We start from the raw sequence: 19,887 nt of genomic DNA, 5'->3' as shown, positions 1-19,887 counted from the left end.
CCGACCGCTGCATCGGCATGCGCCGACATCCGGCTTGAATCCACCCTGCGACGATCGCCTTCGCCCACGCAGTCGTGCGTACCGACGACAACGCAAGCACCCGCCATGCCGATGCGCGGCAAAGCGCGCCCGCCCTCAGAATTCATGATCGCACTCTCGCGCTATGCCCGGGGAGCGGGCTTCGGCTCAGCCAAGCAGTTGCAGATGACCCGTGCCTTTTAGCGTGGCCAGATCCAGCCGCGCGTTGCAGCGGACATGGGCGCCGTCGAGCGTGAGCGTGCCGGCCAGACTGACTTCGCCCGAGCCGGCCTCGAAGTCCGCTTTGCTCGTGTCGGTGTTGGCCGGGTCGATACGGATGCCGAGCTCGGTGCCGCCCTGAGTGTTGGGAAAGACGACGTGCACGTAGCCGCGATCGATCGACCGGCGCAGGACGCTGGCGCTGGTTTCCGGACGGGAGATGAAATGCACCGGATGCTCGCCGTCGGCCAGCCGCTGGTACAGCGGCACGGGTTCGTCATCGACGGGCACCTCGGTTTCGGCGACGGGAGGATTGCGCGCCATCTCCTCCATATGCTGTCGCAGGCTGAGCGGACGCATGTCGGTCCAGACCTGTTCGATGTACGCCAGGCACTCCGCCTTGCTGCCTTGCTTGCCGGCGTCGCGCCAGCCCGCGGGCAACTCCCTGGTCGCAGGCCAGATCGAATACTGTTCTTCGTGATTGACTACCACACGGTAGGTGGTCTGATCGTCATCGATGTCGGACATGGAATTCCTCTTTCCCCATTCGTCAACAGCGTTAGCAGTTGGTTAGCGCCACGATTGGCCGCTGCCGGAGTGCCCCATCTTTGCAAGCACTTTTATCAGATCGGCAGCGTTCTGATCAAGTGTCGTTGTTGCATCGTCGTGGTTATTACCCGGTGCGTCGCGGACGCACGATGCGGCCTGGAAACACCAACGCATCGAGTCCGTTGTTCAGCATGCACGCGATGGCATCGTCCGGCGTCTCCACGATGGGCTCCGTCTTGCCGTTGAATGACGTATTCAGCACCAACGGAATACCGGTCAGGCGGTGGAATGCGCAAATGAGCCGGTGGTACGAGGGATTGTCGGCGGCATCCACGCTCTGGAAACGGGTGGTGCCGTCGACATGGGTGATCGCCGGTACGCCGGGCTTGCGCACCGGCGCGACCCGAAGCATGAACGGGCTCTCCTCAATGCCGAACCACTCCATCGCATGCTCGCGCAGGATCGAAGGCGCGAACGGTCGGAACATCTCGCGCTGCTTGATCGTGCGGTTGAGGTAGTCCTTTATGTCCGCACGCCTGGGATCGGCGAGGATCGAGCGATTGCCCAATGCGCGTGGCCCGATTTCGCTGGCGCCCTGGAACCAGCCGATCACCCGCCCGTCGGCGATCATCTGCGCCGCGACCGGCGCGTGATCCTCGTGCGATTCGACCTGGACCGAGGCCGCGTAGCGGTCGAGTGCGTCTGGAATCAGATGGTCGTAGCTGCGGCGCGAGTACATCGCATCGCGGTTACTGCGCGCGATGCGCGGCTGCTGCATGAAGATGTGCCAGGAAATCAGCGCCGCGCCGATCGGCGTGCCGTCATCGCCGCAGGCCGGATACAGGTACATGTCCCGAAAACGCGAGCGCTCGAAGCAGCGCTGGTTGGCCACCGAGTTGAGCGCGGTGCCGCCGGACAGGCAGAGATTGGGCTCGATGCCGTGCGCTACGCAGGTCTCGTACAACTCGTCGAACAGACGCGAGAGCTCGTACTCCAGCAAGGCCTGGGCATGGAAGGCCACGGTCGCGTTGAGCGGTTTGCCGTCGGCGGCGGCCACTTCGATGGCATCGTCGCGGGTCTGTTCCAGCAGGCGCGCATGGGCCTTCTGGTAATGCATGCCGAGCAACTCGGCGTAGTCGATCTCGCGTTCGTCGGCGCCGTAAGGAGCCAAGCCCATCAACTTGCCCGCACCGATGAGGCCGGTTCCGAACAGTCCGGCGGCCACCCGGTCGTAGACGCGCGGCGCGACCAGATGCCGATACGACGGCACCGGCGCCTGCTGCATGCCGCGCATGAAAAAGGCGTGCGCGCCGATCGGATCGCAGGCCAGGGATACCGCGGATTCGAACGGCGAATAGAAATAAGCCGCGGCCGAGTGCATGACGTGATGGGAGGAATGGTGCATCACCGCGCATGGCAGGTGGGTGCCCATCAGATTGATCGTGCTGTAGCTGCCGTCGATCCAGAACTCGGGCCAGGTGTCCTTGAAGTTGGTGCCGTGCAGCTGCACCACCTCGGGCGAATCCATGTTGTTGAGATTGAGCAGCAGCACCTGGTCGATGTCGCGCAACTGCAGTTGCGCCTGGTCGAGCAGGTTTTCGATGTCGCTGGCACGCACGCCCGGATGCTTTTTCTTCCTGGAAAAGCGTTCGGTCGCCACGTAGCCGGCGACATGGCCGTCCTTCAGCACTACCGCCGCTCCGTCATGATTGAAGTTGATCGACAGTATGTTCATGGCCGTTTATCGCAAGGTCTGGACGGCATCGGATCCGGTGCTCGCCAGCACCGACAGCTCGTCGGCGATGTCGCGCAGCGACGGATTTCGGAACAGGAATTCGAGCCCCGGCCGATGGCCGAAGCGCTCTTCCAGGGAATTGGCGATGCGGATCATGCCGACCGAGTCCGCGCCAAGATCGAGCAGGCGTTGATCGAAACCGCAGTCGTCGACGACCAGCACGTCGGCGACGATCGTGGCGATCGCGGCGAGGGTGTCGTCGCGTCCCTCAGATGCGGATGGCGACATGATCGGGGTATCGACGACGCCGTGTACTTGCAGGGCTTCACGGTCGATCCGGCCGAAGTCGTCGAGCGGCAACTGTTCCAGCACGACGATCCGGGCCGGATGCAGGTGTTGCGGCAGCTTTTGCATGGCGTGGGCGAACAAGGCGTTGCCCGGCTCCGGCGTGTTTGCTTCGACCAGCACGACGAACGCAGTGAGTTGTTGGTCGCCGCGCGCGGTGCGCTGCGCCACCGCCGCCGCCTGCGCCACCGCTGCATGCTGCAGCATCGCCGCCTCGATCTCGCCCGGTTCGATCCGGTGACCGTGCAGCTTGATCTGAAGGTCTTCGCGGCCCAGCAGTTCCATGCAGCCGTCCGGACGGTAGCGCGCCAGATCGCCGGTGCGGTACAGCCGCTCGCCGGTGCGGGGGTGCGAGACGAAACTCGCCGCCGTGCGCTCCTGGTCGCGCCAGTACCCCAGCGCCAGGCCGTCGCCGGCGATGTACAGGCTGCCGCGCGCCCATACCGGGCACAGCTGCCAGGCGTCGTTCAACACGTACAAGCGCTGGTTCTTCATCGGCCGGCCGTACGGAATGCTGGTCCAGGCCGGATCGACTGCCTCGATCGGATACAGCACCGACCAGATCGCCGCCTCGGTCGCACCGCCCAGGCTGACCACCGCGCAGGCCGGCGCCAGCGACCGGATCGCCTGCGGCAGCGTCAGCCCGATCCAGTCGCCGCTGAGCATGGCCAGGCGCAGGCTGGTCACGCCCGCGCCGTGCGCGCGCACGCCGACACGGCGGCCGTAGTCCACCAGCAGATCCAGCAACGCCGGCACGCTGTTCCAGAGCGTCACCGCATGCGCGGCGATCAGCGACCACCACTGCGACGGATCGCGTTCGCCCTCGGCCGTCGGCAGCACCAGGCAGGCACCGACCGCCAGGGTGCCGAACACGTCGTACACCGACAGGTCGAAACTCATCGACGACAGACCCAGCACCCGGTCGGCCGCGGTCACGCCGAAACGTTCGTTGACGTCGCGCACGGTATTCAGCGCGGCGCGGTGGGTGATCATCACTCCCTTCGGCCGGCCGGTCGATCCGGAGGTGTAGATCACGTAGGCCAGGTCGTCCGGTTGCGCCGGCTCGCCGGCTGTGGCGGGCAGCGCAGCCGGCACGCGGCCGCGCTGCTGGTCCACGCAGATCGTGTGCAGGCCCGGCGGCGCACGCCAGTACTGCAGTACCCGTGCTTGGGTCAGCACCACGGTGGCCTGTGCTTCGTCCAGCAGTTGTTGCAGGCGCTCGGCCGGCCACCGCGCGTCCAGCGGCAGGTAGGCCGCGCCGGACAGCACCACCCCCAGCACCGCGGCCACTTGCTCCCAGCCCTTCTCCATCACCACCGCGACCAGGCCGTTGCGGCGCGCGCCGGCTGCGCGCAGTTGCGCGCTCAGGTGCTGGGCCAGCCCGTGCAGTTCGGCGTAGCTGAGCCGGGTAGCGCCGCAGCGCACCGCATCGGCCTGCGGCGTCGCCCGTGCCTGCAGCACGAAATCGGTATGCAGCAGATCGTCGCTGCGCGGCGCATCGGTGCGGTTCAGTGCGGTGATCAGCGCACGCTGTTCGGGCGGGAACAGCCGGCTGGCGGGAATTTCCGCGCATGCGGGCGTTGCGGTCTCAGACATCCCATGCCCCTTCGTCACTGCACAACGCATCCAGCAATTGCCCATAGGCGGCGAACATGTCGCCCATCAGGTCTTCGGGCAGGAGCTCGGCGTCGTAGTCCCAGGTGTAGGACAGCGCCCCCGCCACTTCGGTGACCTGATGATCAAGCAGCACCTGCGAGGTCTGCGAGATGCTGTGGCCGATGCTGCCACTGAGCACCGGCCCGGCGTCGCCAGGCGCGGCGATCACTTTCTCCCCTGCCCCCTCGCCGACACCGGCACCGATCGTGCTGGTGAACACGACCGGAAAGGCTGCCGCGCCGATGTGCCGTTGCAGACGGTTGCGCTCGCGCTGCACTTCGATGCCGTCGAACAGTGCGTTGTCCATGTCGCGCCAGATCTGCCGTTGCACGGTTTGCGCGGCGGTTTCGAACCTGGATGCGCCGACATCGACCAGCAACGGGATCATGGTGGTGAAATCGCCGACGATCTCGTCGATGTCGGGATGCAGCGCGAGGCGACCGAACGTGGTCATGCCCAGGGTGAAGCACGCGGCTCCCGACCACAGCGCCAGGATCCGCCCGAACGCGGCGCACAGCAGGCTCGAGGGGCTGAGTTCACTGCGCGCCCCCCTCTGCCGCAGCGCTTCCCAGCGATCGGCTTCGAACCGGGCCGACAAGCGCAGGAACGTGTGCGCGCCGGTACCGGCGCGTCCACGCCGTGGCAGTTCGGGCGCCGGCGGCAACTGCTGCAAGCGCTCCATCCAGTAGCGCTTGGCGCGCGCATAGCGCGGCGACTCGCGTAGCCGGCGCGCGGCCAGGATGTAGTCCCGGAAAGAGAAGTCGACCGTGCGCGCCTGGTAATTTTCCGCGTGCTGGTAGAAGCCGAGAAAGTCGCGATGCAACAGTTGCAGGCTGTAGGCGTCCGCCAGCAGCAGGTCGATGCTCAGGTGCAGGCGGCAATGTCCGTCCAGTTGCTGGACGAAGATCTCGAACAGCGGCCAGGTATCGGTGGCTAGCACCTGGTGCGACATGCGCGCGCGGGTCTGCGCCAGCGAGCGATCGGCGTCGGCGGCGCTCAGGCCGCGCAGGTCGCGGTAGCCAGCCTCGTACGCCGGCACCTCCTGCAGGATGCGCTGGTAGCCATCGGCAGAAAACACCACGCGCAGCATGTCGTGACGGGCGATCAGCAGTTGCATCGCCCGCTGCATGCGCGCCACATCCAGTTCGGCAATATCCACTTCCATGTAGGCATGGGTGCTGACGCTGCCCAGGTGGATGGAATCGCGGCGCCCTACCCAATAGGCCTGCTGCACCGCCGACAGCGGGAACGGTTGGTACCGGTTGACCGGATCGGCGACCGCCGGCTGCCAGACCTCGGCGTTGTGGTCCGCGTCCTGTCTGAGCTTGTCGATCAACGCTGCCAGTCCAGCAGGGGTCGCATCTTCGAAGAAGTCGGCGAGCGGAACGCTCAGGCCGAACAGGTTCTGTACCCGGCTGATCAACTTAATCGCCAGCATCGAGTTGCCGCCGGATTCCAGGAAGTTTTCCTGCACCCCGACCCGGCTGCGCCCCAGCACCTGTGCGCACAGTTCGGCCAGGATCGCCGCGGACGGTGCCGCTGCCGCTGCCGGGGGGGCCGACGCTGCCCGCGCCGCGCCGCTGGCCGGCTGCACGTCGCGCAAGGCGCCGCGGTCGATCTTGCCGTTGGCGTTCAACGGCAGGGCCTCCATCGCCACGAACGCCGCCGGCACCAGCGCGGCGGGCAGTTTCGCTTTGAGCATCGCCTTGAGCGCTGCGAACGTGGCCTCGGCCGACGTCTCGACGGTGGCAGCTTGCCTGGACCGTCCAAAGGCCTTTGCGTCTTCGATCGCGCCGTGGACCGGATCTTCTTCGCGATCGACCGGTCCGCCGAGCAGCGCGTGCATCAGCACGTGCTGCTCGTCGACGGCCAGGCGATCGCGCATCGCCGGAAACGTTACCCCGCCGATCTGGCACAGGCCGACGCCGTGATCGGCGGCGCCGTTTTCCAGGATCTGGGTGACCAGGCCGGCCTCGATGGCTGCGTAACGCCCACCTGCCTCGCCGTACAGTTCGCTCATCGCCGCCATGCTGGCGACCAGCAACAGCGCGAACGCGCAGTCGTCGAACAGCGCGGCGTTCTCCTCGCCGATGTCCTCGGCGCGCAGTGCGTTGCCATCCGGCAATGTGCGCAGGTCGTGATTACGCGGGTTGTAGTAGTAGTAACCCGGCTCCAGCCCGGCGATCCGCCCGGGCTTTGCATACAGGTACACCTGGATCGGATAGAGGTTTCCGGCCGAGCCGTACTGGTACTTGGGGAACATCAGCAGCGAGTGCCGGAGTTGGGCGATGCCGGACAACATCAGGCCGAGATCGCGCGCGGGCATGGCGTCGGGCAGGAAACGCCGCCGGCTGCGGCGCCTGAGCAGCGTGGCGACATCATCCTGCACGCGGTCCAGCGCAATCGCGGGCATGCCGGCCTTGCTCAGGTCCTTCCTGACGTTGGGCTGGCTGGTGCGGATCTCGAGCTTCTTGAGGTAATCGCTGGCGGGCGCGGCCGCGGCCATTCGGTCGGCCGGCTGGCTGGCGAGCACGACGAACGCAGTGAGTTGTTGGTCGCCGCGCGCGGTGCGCTGCGCCACCACCGCCGCCTGCGCCACCGCTGCATGCTGCAGCATCGCCGCCTCGATCTCGCCCGGTTCGATCCGGTGACCGTGCAGCTTGATCTGCAGGTCTTCGCGGCCCAGCAGTTCCACGCAGCCGTCCGGACGGTAGCGCGCCAGATCGCCGGTGCGGTACAGCCGCTCGCCGGTGCGGGGGTGCGAGACGAAACTCGCCGCCGTGCGCTCCTGGTCGCGCCAGTACCCCAGCGCCAGGCCGTCGCCGGCGATGTACAGGCTGCCGCGCGCCCATACCGGGCACAGCTGCCAGGCGTCGTTCAACACGTACAAGCGCTGGTTCTTCATCGGCCGGCCGTACGGAATGCTGGTCCAGGCCGGATCGACTGCCTCGATCGGATACAGCACCGACCAGATCGCCGCCTCGGTCGCACCGCCCAGGCTGACCACCGCGCAGGCCGGCGCCAGCGACCGGATCGCCTGCGGCAGCGTCAGCCCGATCCAGTCGCCGCTGAGCATGGCCAGGCGCAGGCTGGTCACGCCCGCGCCGTGCGCGCGCACGCCGACACGGCGGCCGTAGTCCACCAGCAGATCCAGCAACGCCGGCACGCTGTTCCAGAGCGTCACCGCATGCGCGGCGATCAGCGACCACCACTGCGACGGATCGCGTTCGCCCTCGGCCGTCGGCAGCACCAAGCAGGCACCGACCGCCAGGGTGCCGAACACGTCGTACACCGACAGGTCGAAACTCATCGACGACAGACCCAGCACCCGGTCGGCCGCGGTCACGCCGAAACGTTCGTTGACGTCGCGCACGGTATTCAGCGCGGCGCGGTGGGTGATCATCACTCCCTTCGGCCGGCCGGTCGATCCGGAGGTGTAGATCACGTAGGCCAGGTCGTCCGGTTGCGCCGGCTCGCCGGCTGTGGCGGGCAGCGCAGCCGGCACGCGGCCGCGCTGCTGGTCCACGCAGATCGTGTGCAGGCCCGGCGGCGCACGCCAGTACTGCAGTACCCGTGCTTGGGTCAGCACCACGGTGGCCTGTGCTTCGTCCAGCAGTTGTTGCAGGCGCTCGGCCGGCCACCGCGCGTCCAGCGGCAGGTAGGCCGCGCCGGACAGCACCACCCCCAGCACCGCGGCCACTTGCTCCCAGCCCTTCTCCATCACCACCGCGACCAGGCCGTTGCGGCGCGCGCCGGCTGCGCGCAGTTGCGCGCTCAGGTGCTGGGCCAGCCCGTGCAGTTCGGCGTAGCTGAGCCGGGTAGCGCCGCAGCGCACCGCATCGGCCTGCGGCGTCGCCCGTGCCTGCAGCACGAAATCGGTATGCAGCAGACCATCGCTGCACGGCGGATCCGCCGCCTCGATCCGCTGGTACGGAATTTCCAGACTGTCGCCCGCGTTCCAATCCTTGTCGGCCATTGCGCGCAGGTAGCCAACGTAGGCATCGAACATGTCGTCGGCCAGGCCTTCGGGGAATACGCCGTCGGGCACGTCCCACCCCAGCGACAGCACGCCGCCGGTGAGCAGGTCGACGCGGTTGTCCAGCCATACCTGCGGGGTCTGGCCGCAGGCGTAAACGCTGCGCAACGTGCTGGGCCTGGAGACGAAATCCACCGCCGCCGCATCGGCGTCGAAGATCAGGCTGGTGAACACCACCGGGAGGTAATAGGCGAAGCCGTGTGTGCGTCGCAGCTCGCGCATCAGCTCGATGCCGCTGACCAGCTGATGTTCGGCGCCGAAGCGCAGCTGGATGTGCGCCTGTGCCAGCAGGTCGGCGAAGTTGCCCGCCGCCGATCCGTCGAATTCGCCGATGGTGAAACTCGAGAACGGCCCGACCACGCGGTTGGTCTGCGCATGCAATTGCATGCGGCTGAACGTGGGAATATTCAAAGTGAAGCGCGCGTTGGCGCTCCACGCCGAGACGATGCGCACGTAGCCCGCCAGCGCAACGTCGACGATCGACCGGCCCAACGCGTGGGCGCGCTCGCGCAGGCGCCGGGTGGCTGCGGCGTCGAGCTGCGCGTTGAGGTTGCGCACCTTGGCGGTCGCGCCCTGCCCTGGCCGGTGCAGCACCGGCAGCTCGGGCGCGGGCGCCAGCTTGCCGATCCGTTCGGTCCAGACGGCCATCGAGCGCGCGTACGCGGGCGTGGCGGCGAGTTCGCGCGCCGCCAGGAACCAGTCGCGGAACGAAAGCTGCAGTTGCGGCGGGTCGAGCACGGCGTCGGGGTCGTCATACAGCGCGACCAGTTCACCGAACAGCAGCCGCTGGCTCCACCCGTCGAGGAAGAACGTGTCGATGCTGACGTGCAGCCGGATGCGGTCGCTGTCGCGGACGGTGGCGCGGACGTCGAATCCGGGCCAGCGTTCCAGCGGAAGCACCTGGTGCGAGAGCTCGTCGCGCAACGCCGACAATCGCTGCCCCGCGTCGTATTCGTCCAGGTCGCGCAGGTCGATCACGTCGATGCGGTAATCGGGAACCTCGGCCAGGATCTTCTGCTGGCCGTCGGGAGTCACCACCGCGCGCAACATGTCATGGCGGTGCACCAGCGTGTTCCACACGCGGGTGAAGCGGCCCAGGTCGAGTCCCTCGGCCTCGACTTCGAAGTACGCGTGGATCGACACCTGGCCGAAACGGAACGCATCGGTGCGCCCGACCCAATAGGCCTGTTGCAGGTCGGTCAACGGGAACGGCTGGCCACGGCTGGCCGGATCCGGGATCGCCTCAACGCTGGTCGACTCGTCGACGGGCTCCGCCGCCAGCGTACCGATGTGGCTGGCCAGCGCGGCCACCGTGGGATTCTGGAACAACGCGGCGATATCGAGCTTGCGCTGCAATTCCTTGTCGATGAGAAAGAGCATCTGCAGCGCGGCCATCGAATGGCCGCCCAGCGAGAAGAAATCGGCACGCGCGCCGACCGTGTCCAGATTGAGCACACGCCGCCAGATATCGGCCAGTTGTTTTTCCAGCGGCGTGGACGGCTGCGCGTCGGGCGTATCCAGCGGGTGCAGCGGGTGCAGCGCCGACAGCGCCTTGCGATCGAGCTTGCCGGTGGCCAGCGACGGCAGGCGCTGCATCCGGATCAATTGCGAGGGCAGCATGAACTGCGGCAGGCGGGTTCTGAGCGAACCAAGCAACTCCTGCTCGCCCAGCCCGCTGTCGGAAGAATAGAAGCCCACCAGCAGGTGTCCGTCGCTCGCCGCCAGTGCGGCGGCCTGCGTCACCCGCGCATGCGCGAGCATCGCGCTCTCGATTTCACCCAGTTCGATGCGCCTGCCATGGATCTTGATCTGCTGGTCGCGACGGCCGACGAAACTGCATTCGGCGTCGAGACTCAGCCTGGCCATATCGCCGGTCATGTAGACCCGTTCACCGGGCGCTCCGCCGAGCGGGCTGGGCCGGAACCGGTCTGCCGTCGCCGCCGGCAGGCGGCTGTAGCCGCGCGCCAGGCCGTCGCCGGCGATCACCATTTCGCCGGCGACGATGGGCGGCACCGGGAAACCCAGGTCGTCGACGAGCGCGGCACGGGTGTTGTGAATCGGACGTCCGAGCGGTACGCCGCCGTGCGGCGCAACGGTGTCGGTCACATCGACGGCGGTGACGTCGGCGGCTACCTCGGAAGATCCGTAGAAGTTGTAGATCCTGGCGCCGGGCACGCTGTCGCGGAAGCGTCGCACCAGGTCGGCATCCAGCGGTTCGCCGCTGCAGACCCAGTGGCGCAGCGCGGGCAAGCTCGCGCCCAGGTCGGGATCGAGCGTGAGCAAGGTCGCCAGCAGCGACGGAATCAGCACCAGCCGGCCGACCTGTTCCTGCGCCAGCGTGCGCAGCAGTTCGGCGACGTCGTGGCCGGCACGCTCGTCGACGATCGCCAGCGGCCGGCCTTGCAGCAACGGCCCCACTGCCTCGCAGATGCAGTCGACGAAATTGAGCGAGACCCGGTGGGCCAGGATCTCGCCGTCGCGATAAGGCTGGGTGTCCCACATCCATTGCAGCCGGTTCAGCAGTCCACGGTGCGGCGAGATCACCGCTTTCGGAATGCCTTGCGAGCCGGAGGTGAAGACCACGCAGGCGCTGTTGTCGGGGTGCAGCCGCGGCCGCAGCAGTGGTTGCGGGTCATGGTGTTCGTCGCCGTCGACGACCACCACCTGTACATCGAACGACGCGAACCGCGGCGCCTCCGCCGCGGTGGCAAGCAGGACGCGGATGTCGGTGAGATCGAGCAATTCGCGGATGCGTTTGTCGGGATAGTGCGGATCGATGTAGGCATAGGCTCCGCCCGCGATCAGGATGCCGAGCAGCGCGGCCACCGACTCGCACGAGCGCGCGATCGCGCTGCCGACCACGCGCTCGGGACCGACGCCCGCCGCGCGCAGGCGGCCGGCGATGTGCAGCGTCCTTCGCCGCAGTGCCGCGTAGGTCACCCGCCCTTGCGCGGCGATCAGCGCCACGGCGTCCGGCCTGGCCACCGCCGCATCCAGGAACAGCGAGCCAAGGTCGCGCTGTGCCACGTCCACCGGTGGCGCGGCGTTCCACAGCGCCAGCGGCCCGGCGCAGGCGCGCGCGCACTCGGCGCGCAACCGGGTCAGCGTGATGGACGGATCCGCGGCGACCGCCGCGGCCGCCAGCGAATATTCGGTCATCATCTGCCGCACGGTCGATTCGTCGAACAGCTGGGTGTCGTAGGTCACCGAAAACCACAGCGTGTTCTCGTGCTCGGTCGCGGTGATGTCCAGGTCGAACACCACCGGCGCGCGCGACAGTGCGATCGGCTCGCCAGCGAGGTCGGCGAAACTCGAGCGCGGCAGCGAATCATAGTGGTAGGCGATGATCGCCTGGCACAGCGGCGCATGGCTCAGGTCGCGCGCCGGCTGCAGGTCTTCCACCAGCTTCTCGAACGGAACGTCCTGGTGCTCGAAGGCGTCCACGACAGTGTTGCGCACGTCCTTGAGAAAGTCGGCAAAGCGCATGCGCGCGTCGATCGTCGAGCGCATCACCAGCATGTTCAGCACCGGGCCGACCATGCGTTGCAGCTCCGGCCGCGCGCGACCGGCCACGGGTACGCCGATGGCGATGTCGTCCTGGTTGGAGTAGCGCTGGAAAATCAACTTGAACAATGCCAGCACGATCACGAACGGGGTGGTGCCGACCTGGTTGCACAAGGCCTTCAGCCCGCCCATCACCGGCGGCGGCAGTTGCGCGAACACCTTGTGACCGCTATGGGATTGAACCGTGCCGCGGTTGCGGTCGGTGGCCAGGTTCAGTACCGGCACGCCGCGCAGCTTGTCGTGCCAGTAGCGGCGCCGCTCCTCCTGGCGACCGTCGTCGGCCATGTCGCGCTGCCATTGCGCGTAATCTCCGTATTGCAGCGATGGCGGCGATGGCGAGGACGGCAGGCCGAGCACGCACTGGGCGTAGCACTGCGCCATTTCCTCGATCAGCACCGCCATCGACCAGTCGTCGCCGATCAGGTGATGCAGGGTGAACAACAGCACGTGGTCGTCGGCCGCCAGCCGGATCAGCGCGACCCGCAGCAGCGATGGAGCGTTCCTCAGGTCGAACGGCCGCAGCGTATCGCTCTGGGCCAGCGCGGTCGCGGTGCGCCAGGCCTGGTCCGCATGCAGGTGGCTCAGGTCGACCAGCGGGATCAACCGGCGCCGCGCCGGCAGAACCTGCTGGCGCAGGTGTTGTCCGTGCATGGCGAAACGCGTGCGCAGCGGCTCGTGGCGCGCGACGATCGCCGACAGGGCCGCTTCCAGCGCGGCCGGCTTCAACGCCCCGCGCAGGCGCACCGGGTGCGGGCAGACGTAGATCGGCTTGAGCGGATCGAGCTGGTTGACGAACCAGATCCGCTCCTGGGTGAAGGACAATGGAAAGCTGTCGCGCTGCGCAGCCGCCGCGATCGGTGCGTCAGGCGCCGGCGCGTGTGCACCCGGCAGGTCCGTGACGGCATCGTCCGCAGCAGGCACCGCCTGCCGCGCGCTTTGCGCGCGCCAGTCGGAGAAGCTGCGCTTCATGAGCGCGACGACTCCGGTTCAGACTCGGGCCGGTCGTGCGCCTGCGGTTGCGCCTTCAGCGCGTCGATCATCGCGGAGAAACCGGACAGCGTCGGCGCATCGAACAGGCCACGCAGCGGCACCTGCACCTGAAGCTCTTCGGCGACCCGCGCCACCAGCTTGGTCAATAGCAGCGAATGACCGCCCAGGGCGAAGAAGTTCTGCTCGGCGTCGACCTCTTCCACCTCCAGCAGTTCCTTCCAGATGACCGCCACGGTCTGCTCGGTGGCGGTGGCCGGCGCGCTGCGCCTGGGCGTCACCTGCAGCGATGCCAGCGCGCTGCGGTCCGGTTTGCCACTGGCGGTGCGCGGCATCTGCGCCAGTACCACGAAGCTGGTCGGCACGACCGTGTCAGCCAGTCGCGCACGCAGGTGCCGTTGCCATTCGGCGCTGAAATCATGGGTGGCGTCCTGGTCGGCGCGCAATTCGACGAATGCCAGCAGGGCCTGGTGCGCCTGCCCGTCGTCGCGGCTGAGCATGACCTGGCACTCGCCGACCGCCGGATGCTGCAACAGCGCCGAACGGATTTCCTCCAGCTGGACGCGGACCCCGCGCAGCTTGACCTGATCGTCCTGGCGACCGAGAAAATGCGCGGCACCTTCTTCGTCCCAGAAACCGAAATCGCCGGTGCGATACAACTGGGCGCCAGCCAGCGCCGACCACGGATGGGGCGAGAACACCACCGCTGTCGCGGCGGGCTGATGCAGGTAACCGCGCGCCAGCCCGGCACCGCCGATGCGGATCTCGCCGCCCACCCCGATCGGTGCGGGCAGGCCGGATTCGACGATGAACATCTCGCCACCGGCGATCGGCTTGCCGATCGGGATCGAGCCGCCGTGCGGCGCGTCGCCGCTCCACCACGATGCGTCGATGCAGGTTTCGGTCGGCCCGTACAGATTGACAAACTCGGCGTCCAGCACCTGCGCCGCCTCCTGCCGCAGGCGCGCCGGCAACACGTCCCCGCCGCAGCACAGGGTCCTGAGCGAAACCGCGCCAGCAAACCCGGCCGACAACAGCGCCTGCAGCAGGCTCGGCACGGTTTGCATCACCGTGACCTCGTTGCGCACGATGGTCTGCAGCAGGCCGTCGACGTCGAAGTTGGCGTCCGGTGCGCACTGCACCAGACAGGCGCCGGTGATCAGCGGCGCGAACACTTCCCAGATCGAGGCATCGAAACTCAGTGGCGTGCGCTGCAGGACGCGATCCTGCGGGCCGATGCGCAACGCGTCGACGATCCACGCCATGTGGTTGGCCAGCGCAGCGTGCGGGACGGCGATGCCCTTGGGTTCGCCGGTCGAGCCCGAGGTGTACAGCACATACGCCGCCTGCTGCGGATGAATCGCCACCGGGGGCAGCTCCCGCTGCGCCGGCGCACCGCCGTCGCAGTCCAGCAACGGCGCCGCCGTCGCCGCGGCCAGGGGTTGCAGCGCTCCCCGGGACGCCGGCGTGGTGGCGATGAACGCGGCCGGCCGCGCGCGCGCGACGATCGTTTCGAGCCGCTGCGGCGGTGCCAGGCGGTCGAGCGGCAGCAACACCGCGCCGGCCCTGAGGATGCCGAGCACGGCGACGATCGTGTTCACGGCGTCCTCGGCCAGGATCGCCACCACCTGCTCCGCGCCGATGCCGTGGTCGAGCAGATCCTGCGCGACGCGCCGGCTGGCACGTTCGAGTTGGGCGAACGAGACCGCGCCGTCCACCGCAGCGATCGCGATCCGCTGCGGGAATCGTTGGGCGATGGTTGCGAACGCGACATGCACCGGCGGCGGCGCGTCGCCTTCCAGCGCCGGCCCCAGGCACACCGACTGCAACAGGTTGCGGGTTTCCTCCACGCCGGCGATCGCGACCGTGCCGCCGGCCACGTCGGGCTCAACACAGACGCGTTGCAGCAGTTCCACGAACGCCGTCGCGATACGCCGGGCCTGGGCAGGGCTCAGGCGTGCGCTGTCGAAATCCAGGTCGATCGCAAGCGTGCGCCAGCCCAGCCGCAAGCGGAAGGTCTGGCTGCAGACGTAGTCGTCGACGATCCGCAACGGCGAAGCCGCTGCGTGTGCATCGGTTTCCAGCATTTCGAAGACGAACGCCGGCAATTGCGCGTCATCCGGGCCGATCGCGTTGTCGCCCCCGACGAAGCAGTCCTGCCACGCATCGGCGTCGAACAGGTAGCGGTCGGTTTCCTCGATCGCCGAGCGCAGCGGGATGGCCGCATGGAACGGGAGCCGCAGCGGCAGCGTGCGCGCCAGCGGGCCGATCACCTGCTGCAAGGATTCGTCGGCGCGTCCCGCGCTGACGATGCCGAGCAACACCTCCGGCGCGCCGGTCATCCGCGCGAGCAGGGTCTTCCAGGTCGCGACCAGCACCGCCTGCACGCTGACCCCGAGCCTGCGGGCGAGCGCGGCGGCGGCCGTGGCGAGTGCGGCGTCGACGGGAAGCGACAGCCGCGACGGAGCGAAGCGCGCATCGGAATCCGCACGCTCCAGCAACAGTCTCGGTATCGCCGGCGGGTTGGCCAGCCGGGTCCGCCAGAAGGCGACGCCGACCTGGGCTTCGGGTTCACGCAGCAGATCCTGCTGCCATTGCACCACTAGCGCGTAAGGCACCGATTCGGGCAGCGCAGCGCCGCCATCGCCCAGTAACGCGTTCAATTCCGCGACCAGGTTGTGCAAGGTCGCGCGATCGGCCACCACCGCGGGCAGGCTCAGCTCCAGCCGGGCGCCGTCCGGGGTGTTCGATCGCCGTGCCCGCAAGCGGCTGCCGACCCCGATGTCGATCGGCCGTGCCGTCGCCTGCGCGTCGCCCTCGCCCGCGTCGTGGTGACCGGCGTCGTCGGCCAGCTCGTCGAGTTCGGCGCGCAGGATCTCGTGGCGCTCCACCAGGGTGCATAAGGCCGCGGCGAGCGCCGTGTCCTCGATTGCACCGGAGATCTGCGCGGAGCATTGCGCCACGAAGAACGTCGCGTCGCTACCGAACTGGCATCGCAAGGTGCGGCGCTGCTGGCTGGAGAGAGGATGGGTCAAGTGCGTGTCCATAGTGTCGTCCACAACGTTAGTTCCAGCGTCGCAAGACATTGCCGCCGATACGCCGGGTGCAGTGTCGGAGGGCAGCGTTTTTCCCGGCCACGATGGAAAAGCCGGTGGGCTTCAACTTCAATTCGAGCGCCCGCAGCTGCTTCAGCGGATCGAGCGCGTGCGCGCGGCGGCGAATGTCCGCATGCTCGAACGCGGCCTCGGGATAGACCGACAGCTCGCGCTCCAGTCCGTCGGCCAGCCGGTGCAGGTCGAACAAATGGCTGTGGCCCATGCAGTTGCAGCCGTTGACGCCGGCCCAGTCCAGGCCGGTGCCTTCGAGCAGGTCCAGTGCCTGTTCGATCCGCATGGTATGCACCACCGGATGCAGGTACGCGTCGGCGAGCTTGCTGCGCCGCCACTCTTCCGCATCGTCCAGGCGCGCGCCGGTGGCGCCGTATTGATCGTCCGGCAGGACGCAGCCCAACGCATCGACAACGGCGATACCCTGCTGCAGATCGTCGCCGTCGCCATGGAACACGGCGACCAGCTCACGCTCGAGCATGCGCTCGAATTCTCCGTATGCGTGGTAGAGCCAGGCATACAGCAGGCCGTCGTCTGACAGCGCCCCGGCCAGGGACTGGAATCCGCTGCGCGGCGACGGCAGGTGATGGATCACGCCCGTGGAGACGATCAGGTCGTAGCGGCCGGCGATGTTTCCGTGCGACAAGTCGCCTTGCAGCAGGGTTACATTGCTCAGGCCGTGCCGTGCCACCAGCGACGCAGCCACGTCCAGAGACGCGGTGGACAGGTCCAGGCCGGTGAACCGGGTGTGCGGGAACTGCCGCGCCATGCCGACCAGGCGGTGCCCGGTCCCGCAGCCGGCATCGAGCACGCAGCGGCCGTGCAGCGCGCCAGGGCCAAGCAGCATCTCGATGGCGTTGGATACATCGCGGATCGGCGCGGCCTGCTCGCGCGATGGATACGGATAGCATTCGTACAGCGCCCGCACCGCGCCGGTCGCGTCGGGTGCTGTCACGCAGCCATCGCCGGTCGCTGCCTCGGCACCGCGCTGCCGACGTTCGAGCCAGCGCCGGCGGTAGTCGTCGCCGGCGTTACGCATGCGCGCGGATCCACTCGTTGCTGTTGCGCCGGTCGTAGGGATGGCCCATGGCAAATAACAGGTTGCGCGGGCCGACGTAGGCATCGCGTCCGTGTGCGACCTTCATGTTGTCCAGCATCAGCAGATCGCCGGCCTGCCACGCGAACGCACGCCGCTCCTGCTCGTACGCCTCGCGGATGTTCGCCAGCACGTCTTCTTCGATCGGCTCGCCGTCGCCGTAGTAGGTCTGGTGTGGTAGCTCGGACTCGCCGAACTCGGACCGGATCATGCGCTGCATCTGCAGGTCCAGGCTGGAAAAGTGCCAGAACAGCAGATGGTTCAACCACAGCGATTCTCCGGTCGTGGGGTGCCGGCTTTCTGCGGGGCGCAGGATCCGCGTGCGCAAGCGTCCGGCCGCATTCCATTCGAAACCGATGTCGGCGTCGTCCAGCAATCGTTCCAGCGTGTCGCGATCCTCGCATTGGTAGACGGTCTGCCAGGACTGGCCGACCTCGGCGACGAAATTGCGCACGTACAGCCAGCCGCGTTCGCGGAAACGTTGCACGATCGCCGGATCGATCCGGCGTTGCACGCCGCCGCAGTCGGCGATGGGCGTGTTGCCGCCGCTGCTGGCCGGCACGGTGCAATGGAAGAACACCCGCATCGGGAAGAGCCTGCTGTACGAATGCTCGTTGTGCAGCAGGATCGTTTCTGTCTCCGGATAGTCGGTGGACGTGCGGATGTTGCCGCGCACGGCGGTGCGCGGCGACGTGTTCTCGCGATAATCCATCGGCTCGCCGATCAGGTTGCGCACGCAGCGTTCCATGTCGACCGCGCCATGCACGCTGAAGCCTCGAAACAGCAACGCGCCGCGCGTGTCTGCCAGCGCATGCAGCGATGGCGCCGCGGCGGCGAGCCAGGCGGCCAGATCGATCGGACGCTTCGGGGTGACGAAGATCGGAAGTTCGTCGTGATTGCTCGCGATCTCGACCAGATCCAGCAGCGCATCCTGTTCGGCAGGCAGCGCTGACGCGGGAGTAACGACCTTCCGATAGTCGCTGAACTTCACTGTTGGACGCCTCTGGTGTCGAGGGACCGCTGGCCGAAGCGGCGGGCTCTCATCGTCAGGTAATTGGCCGCGGCTTCGCGCTCCGCCGTGGCCGCCACTGCGTATAGCTGTTTCAGTGAGGCATCGCCTGTCTCGGCGAGGAGACCGATCAGGCCCTGGAACTGTAGCAGAAGCATGTCGGCTTCGGCCTTGGCGACAACCGCGTCGTCGTGGCGCAGCACCAGCACCGGGCCCGCAGCGGTGTCGCTCACGTACATGCTCAGGGGAAATTCGTTGGTCGCGACCTGCAGGTCCAGCAGTTCGGCGCGGCGGGTACCGTACAACGCGAGGTCGCGGTACGGCGCATGCAGCGGTGCACCGTGCATGCCGAACATCACCTGCGGCCGGCCGCCACTGCCGTCGCGGTCCAGCAATCGAGCGATGCGCTCGGGCGGCACCTCGGCATGGCTGCAGGCCTCGAACGTCACCCGTTTCACCTGCCTGGCCAGGTCGAGCAAGCTGTTGTCGTCCTGAAGTTCGCAGCGCAGGGTCAGGCGCCTGACGAACATGCCGATCACCGATTCGCGCTCCACGCTGTCGCGATTGACGTAGTCGGTCGCGATCACCAGATCGCGCCGCCCGCTGCGATGCCGCAGTACTGCCAGGAATACCGCCAGGTAGGCGGCGAATACGGTGACGCCGGTCCGCCGGCACCAGGCCGTGATGCGTTGTGCCTGGGCCAGGTCGAGTTGGCGCACGACCACGCTGCCGGTGGTCGCGGCCGGTGCCCTGCGCATGTGCGGGAAAACGTTGGGGTCGGCGCCGCGCAGCCGGTCCTGCCAATAACGCAGGTGGCGGGCATTTTCCTGCTCGTCGCTGGCCAGGCGCTGTTCGACCGCGTAACGGGCGTACTGGATTTCCGGCGCGGCAAGCCCGGCCGGACGGCCGCGCCGGAATGCCTCGTAAGCGAAAACCAGTTCGCGCAGGAACAGCCCCAGTGACCAGCCGTCGGCGGCGATATGGTGGCGCGATATCACCAGCCAATGCCGTTGCGGCTGCAGCTTCAGCAGCAGCGGGCGCAGCGGCAGGTCGCGCCGCAGGTCGAAACGTCGGTGGATCTCGGCGTTGGCGATCTGTTCGGCGACGCGTTCGCGGTCCGCTTCGGCCAGCGCACGCAGATCCACGATCGGTAACGGCACGTCGACGGCCTCGCCGATCACCTGCGCCGGCTCGGCGCCGCCGGTATACACGGTGCGCAGGATTTCGTGCCGTCGCACGATGTCGGTCATCGCGCGCGCGAGCGCTTCGGGCGCGAGCGGGCCGTCGATCCTGAAGGCGAGCGCGAGATTGAATTCCGGCGAATCCGGAGCCAGTTGCTGCGCCAGCCACACGCGTTGCTGTTCGAACGAGAGCGGCAACCCGGACTGCGGCGACGGCGCGACGGCGGCGTTCGCAGCGGCGAGCAACGCCGGCTTGTGTGCCTTGATCGCGGCCTGCATGGTCGGCGTGAGGACGCCGGCCGGCGCGTTGAGCCTGAGCTGCGTCGCATCCGCTTCGACGGCGATGCCCAGGTAGCGCAAGCCGTTGAGCAAGTGCGGGCCGTCA

At 67.8% G+C, this 19,887-nt stretch carries 7 protein-coding genes and 1 pseudogene; all 8 read right to left on the bottom strand.

What is annotated here, in order from left to right; translation table 11 throughout:
* Positions 1 to 555: 555 nt before the first annotated feature.
* Positions 556 to 765 (bottom strand): annotated as a pseudogene (locus ABQY64_RS10805) (MbtH family protein); the annotation flags it as partial.
* Between the two features lie 145 nt (positions 766 to 910).
* A complete protein-coding gene (locus tag ABQY64_RS10800; RefSeq protein WP_102252991.1) occupies positions 911 to 2,521 on the bottom strand; it encodes a carbamoyltransferase C-terminal domain-containing protein in 1,611 nt (536 codons plus the stop codon).
* Positions 2,522 to 2,527: 6 nt separating this feature from the next.
* Positions 2,528 to 4,462 carry an amino acid adenylation domain-containing protein gene (locus ABQY64_RS10795; RefSeq protein WP_374151291.1) on the bottom strand — a complete coding sequence of 645 codons (1,935 nt, stop codon included), beginning with the start codon at positions 4,460 to 4,462 and terminating at the stop codon, positions 2,528 to 2,530.
* Complete coding sequence (locus ABQY64_RS10790; RefSeq protein WP_374151290.1) at positions 4,455 to 13,091, bottom strand: amino acid adenylation domain-containing protein; 8,637 nt, start codon at positions 13,089 to 13,091, stop codon at positions 4,455 to 4,457. Before ABQY64_RS10790 ends, ABQY64_RS10795 begins: the two co-directional genes overlap by 8 nt.
* Positions 13,088 to 16,144 carry an amino acid adenylation domain-containing protein gene (locus ABQY64_RS10785; protein WP_349780774.1) on the bottom strand — a complete coding sequence of 1,019 codons (3,057 nt, stop codon included), beginning with the start codon at positions 16,142 to 16,144 and terminating at the stop codon, positions 13,088 to 13,090. The genes ABQY64_RS10790 and ABQY64_RS10785 overlap by 4 nt, the downstream gene beginning before the upstream one ends.
* Before the next feature lie 28 nt (positions 16,145 to 16,172).
* Positions 16,173 to 17,255, bottom strand: a complete 1,083-nt coding sequence (locus ABQY64_RS10780) for a methyltransferase (protein ID WP_349780773.1) — start codon at positions 17,253 to 17,255, stop codon at positions 16,173 to 16,175.
* Positions 17,248 to 18,303, bottom strand: a complete 1,056-nt coding sequence (locus ABQY64_RS10775; RefSeq protein ID WP_180968880.1) for a TauD/TfdA family dioxygenase — start codon at positions 18,301 to 18,303, stop codon at positions 17,248 to 17,250. The genes ABQY64_RS10780 and ABQY64_RS10775 overlap by 8 nt, the downstream gene beginning before the upstream one ends.
* A complete protein-coding gene (locus tag ABQY64_RS10770; RefSeq protein ID WP_374151289.1) occupies positions 18,300 to 19,862 on the bottom strand; it encodes a condensation domain-containing protein in 1,563 nt (520 codons plus the stop codon). Before ABQY64_RS10770 ends, ABQY64_RS10775 begins: the two co-directional genes overlap by 4 nt.
* Between the last annotated feature and the right edge of the window lie 25 nt (positions 19,863 to 19,887).

The organism is Xanthomonas sp. WHRI 7065, from assembly GCF_040203115.2.
In the GTDB taxonomy this organism is placed as follows: Bacteria; Pseudomonadota; Gammaproteobacteria; order Xanthomonadales; family Xanthomonadaceae; genus Xanthomonas; species Xanthomonas arboricola.
This window is presented reverse-complemented; position numbering and strand designations above follow the sequence as displayed.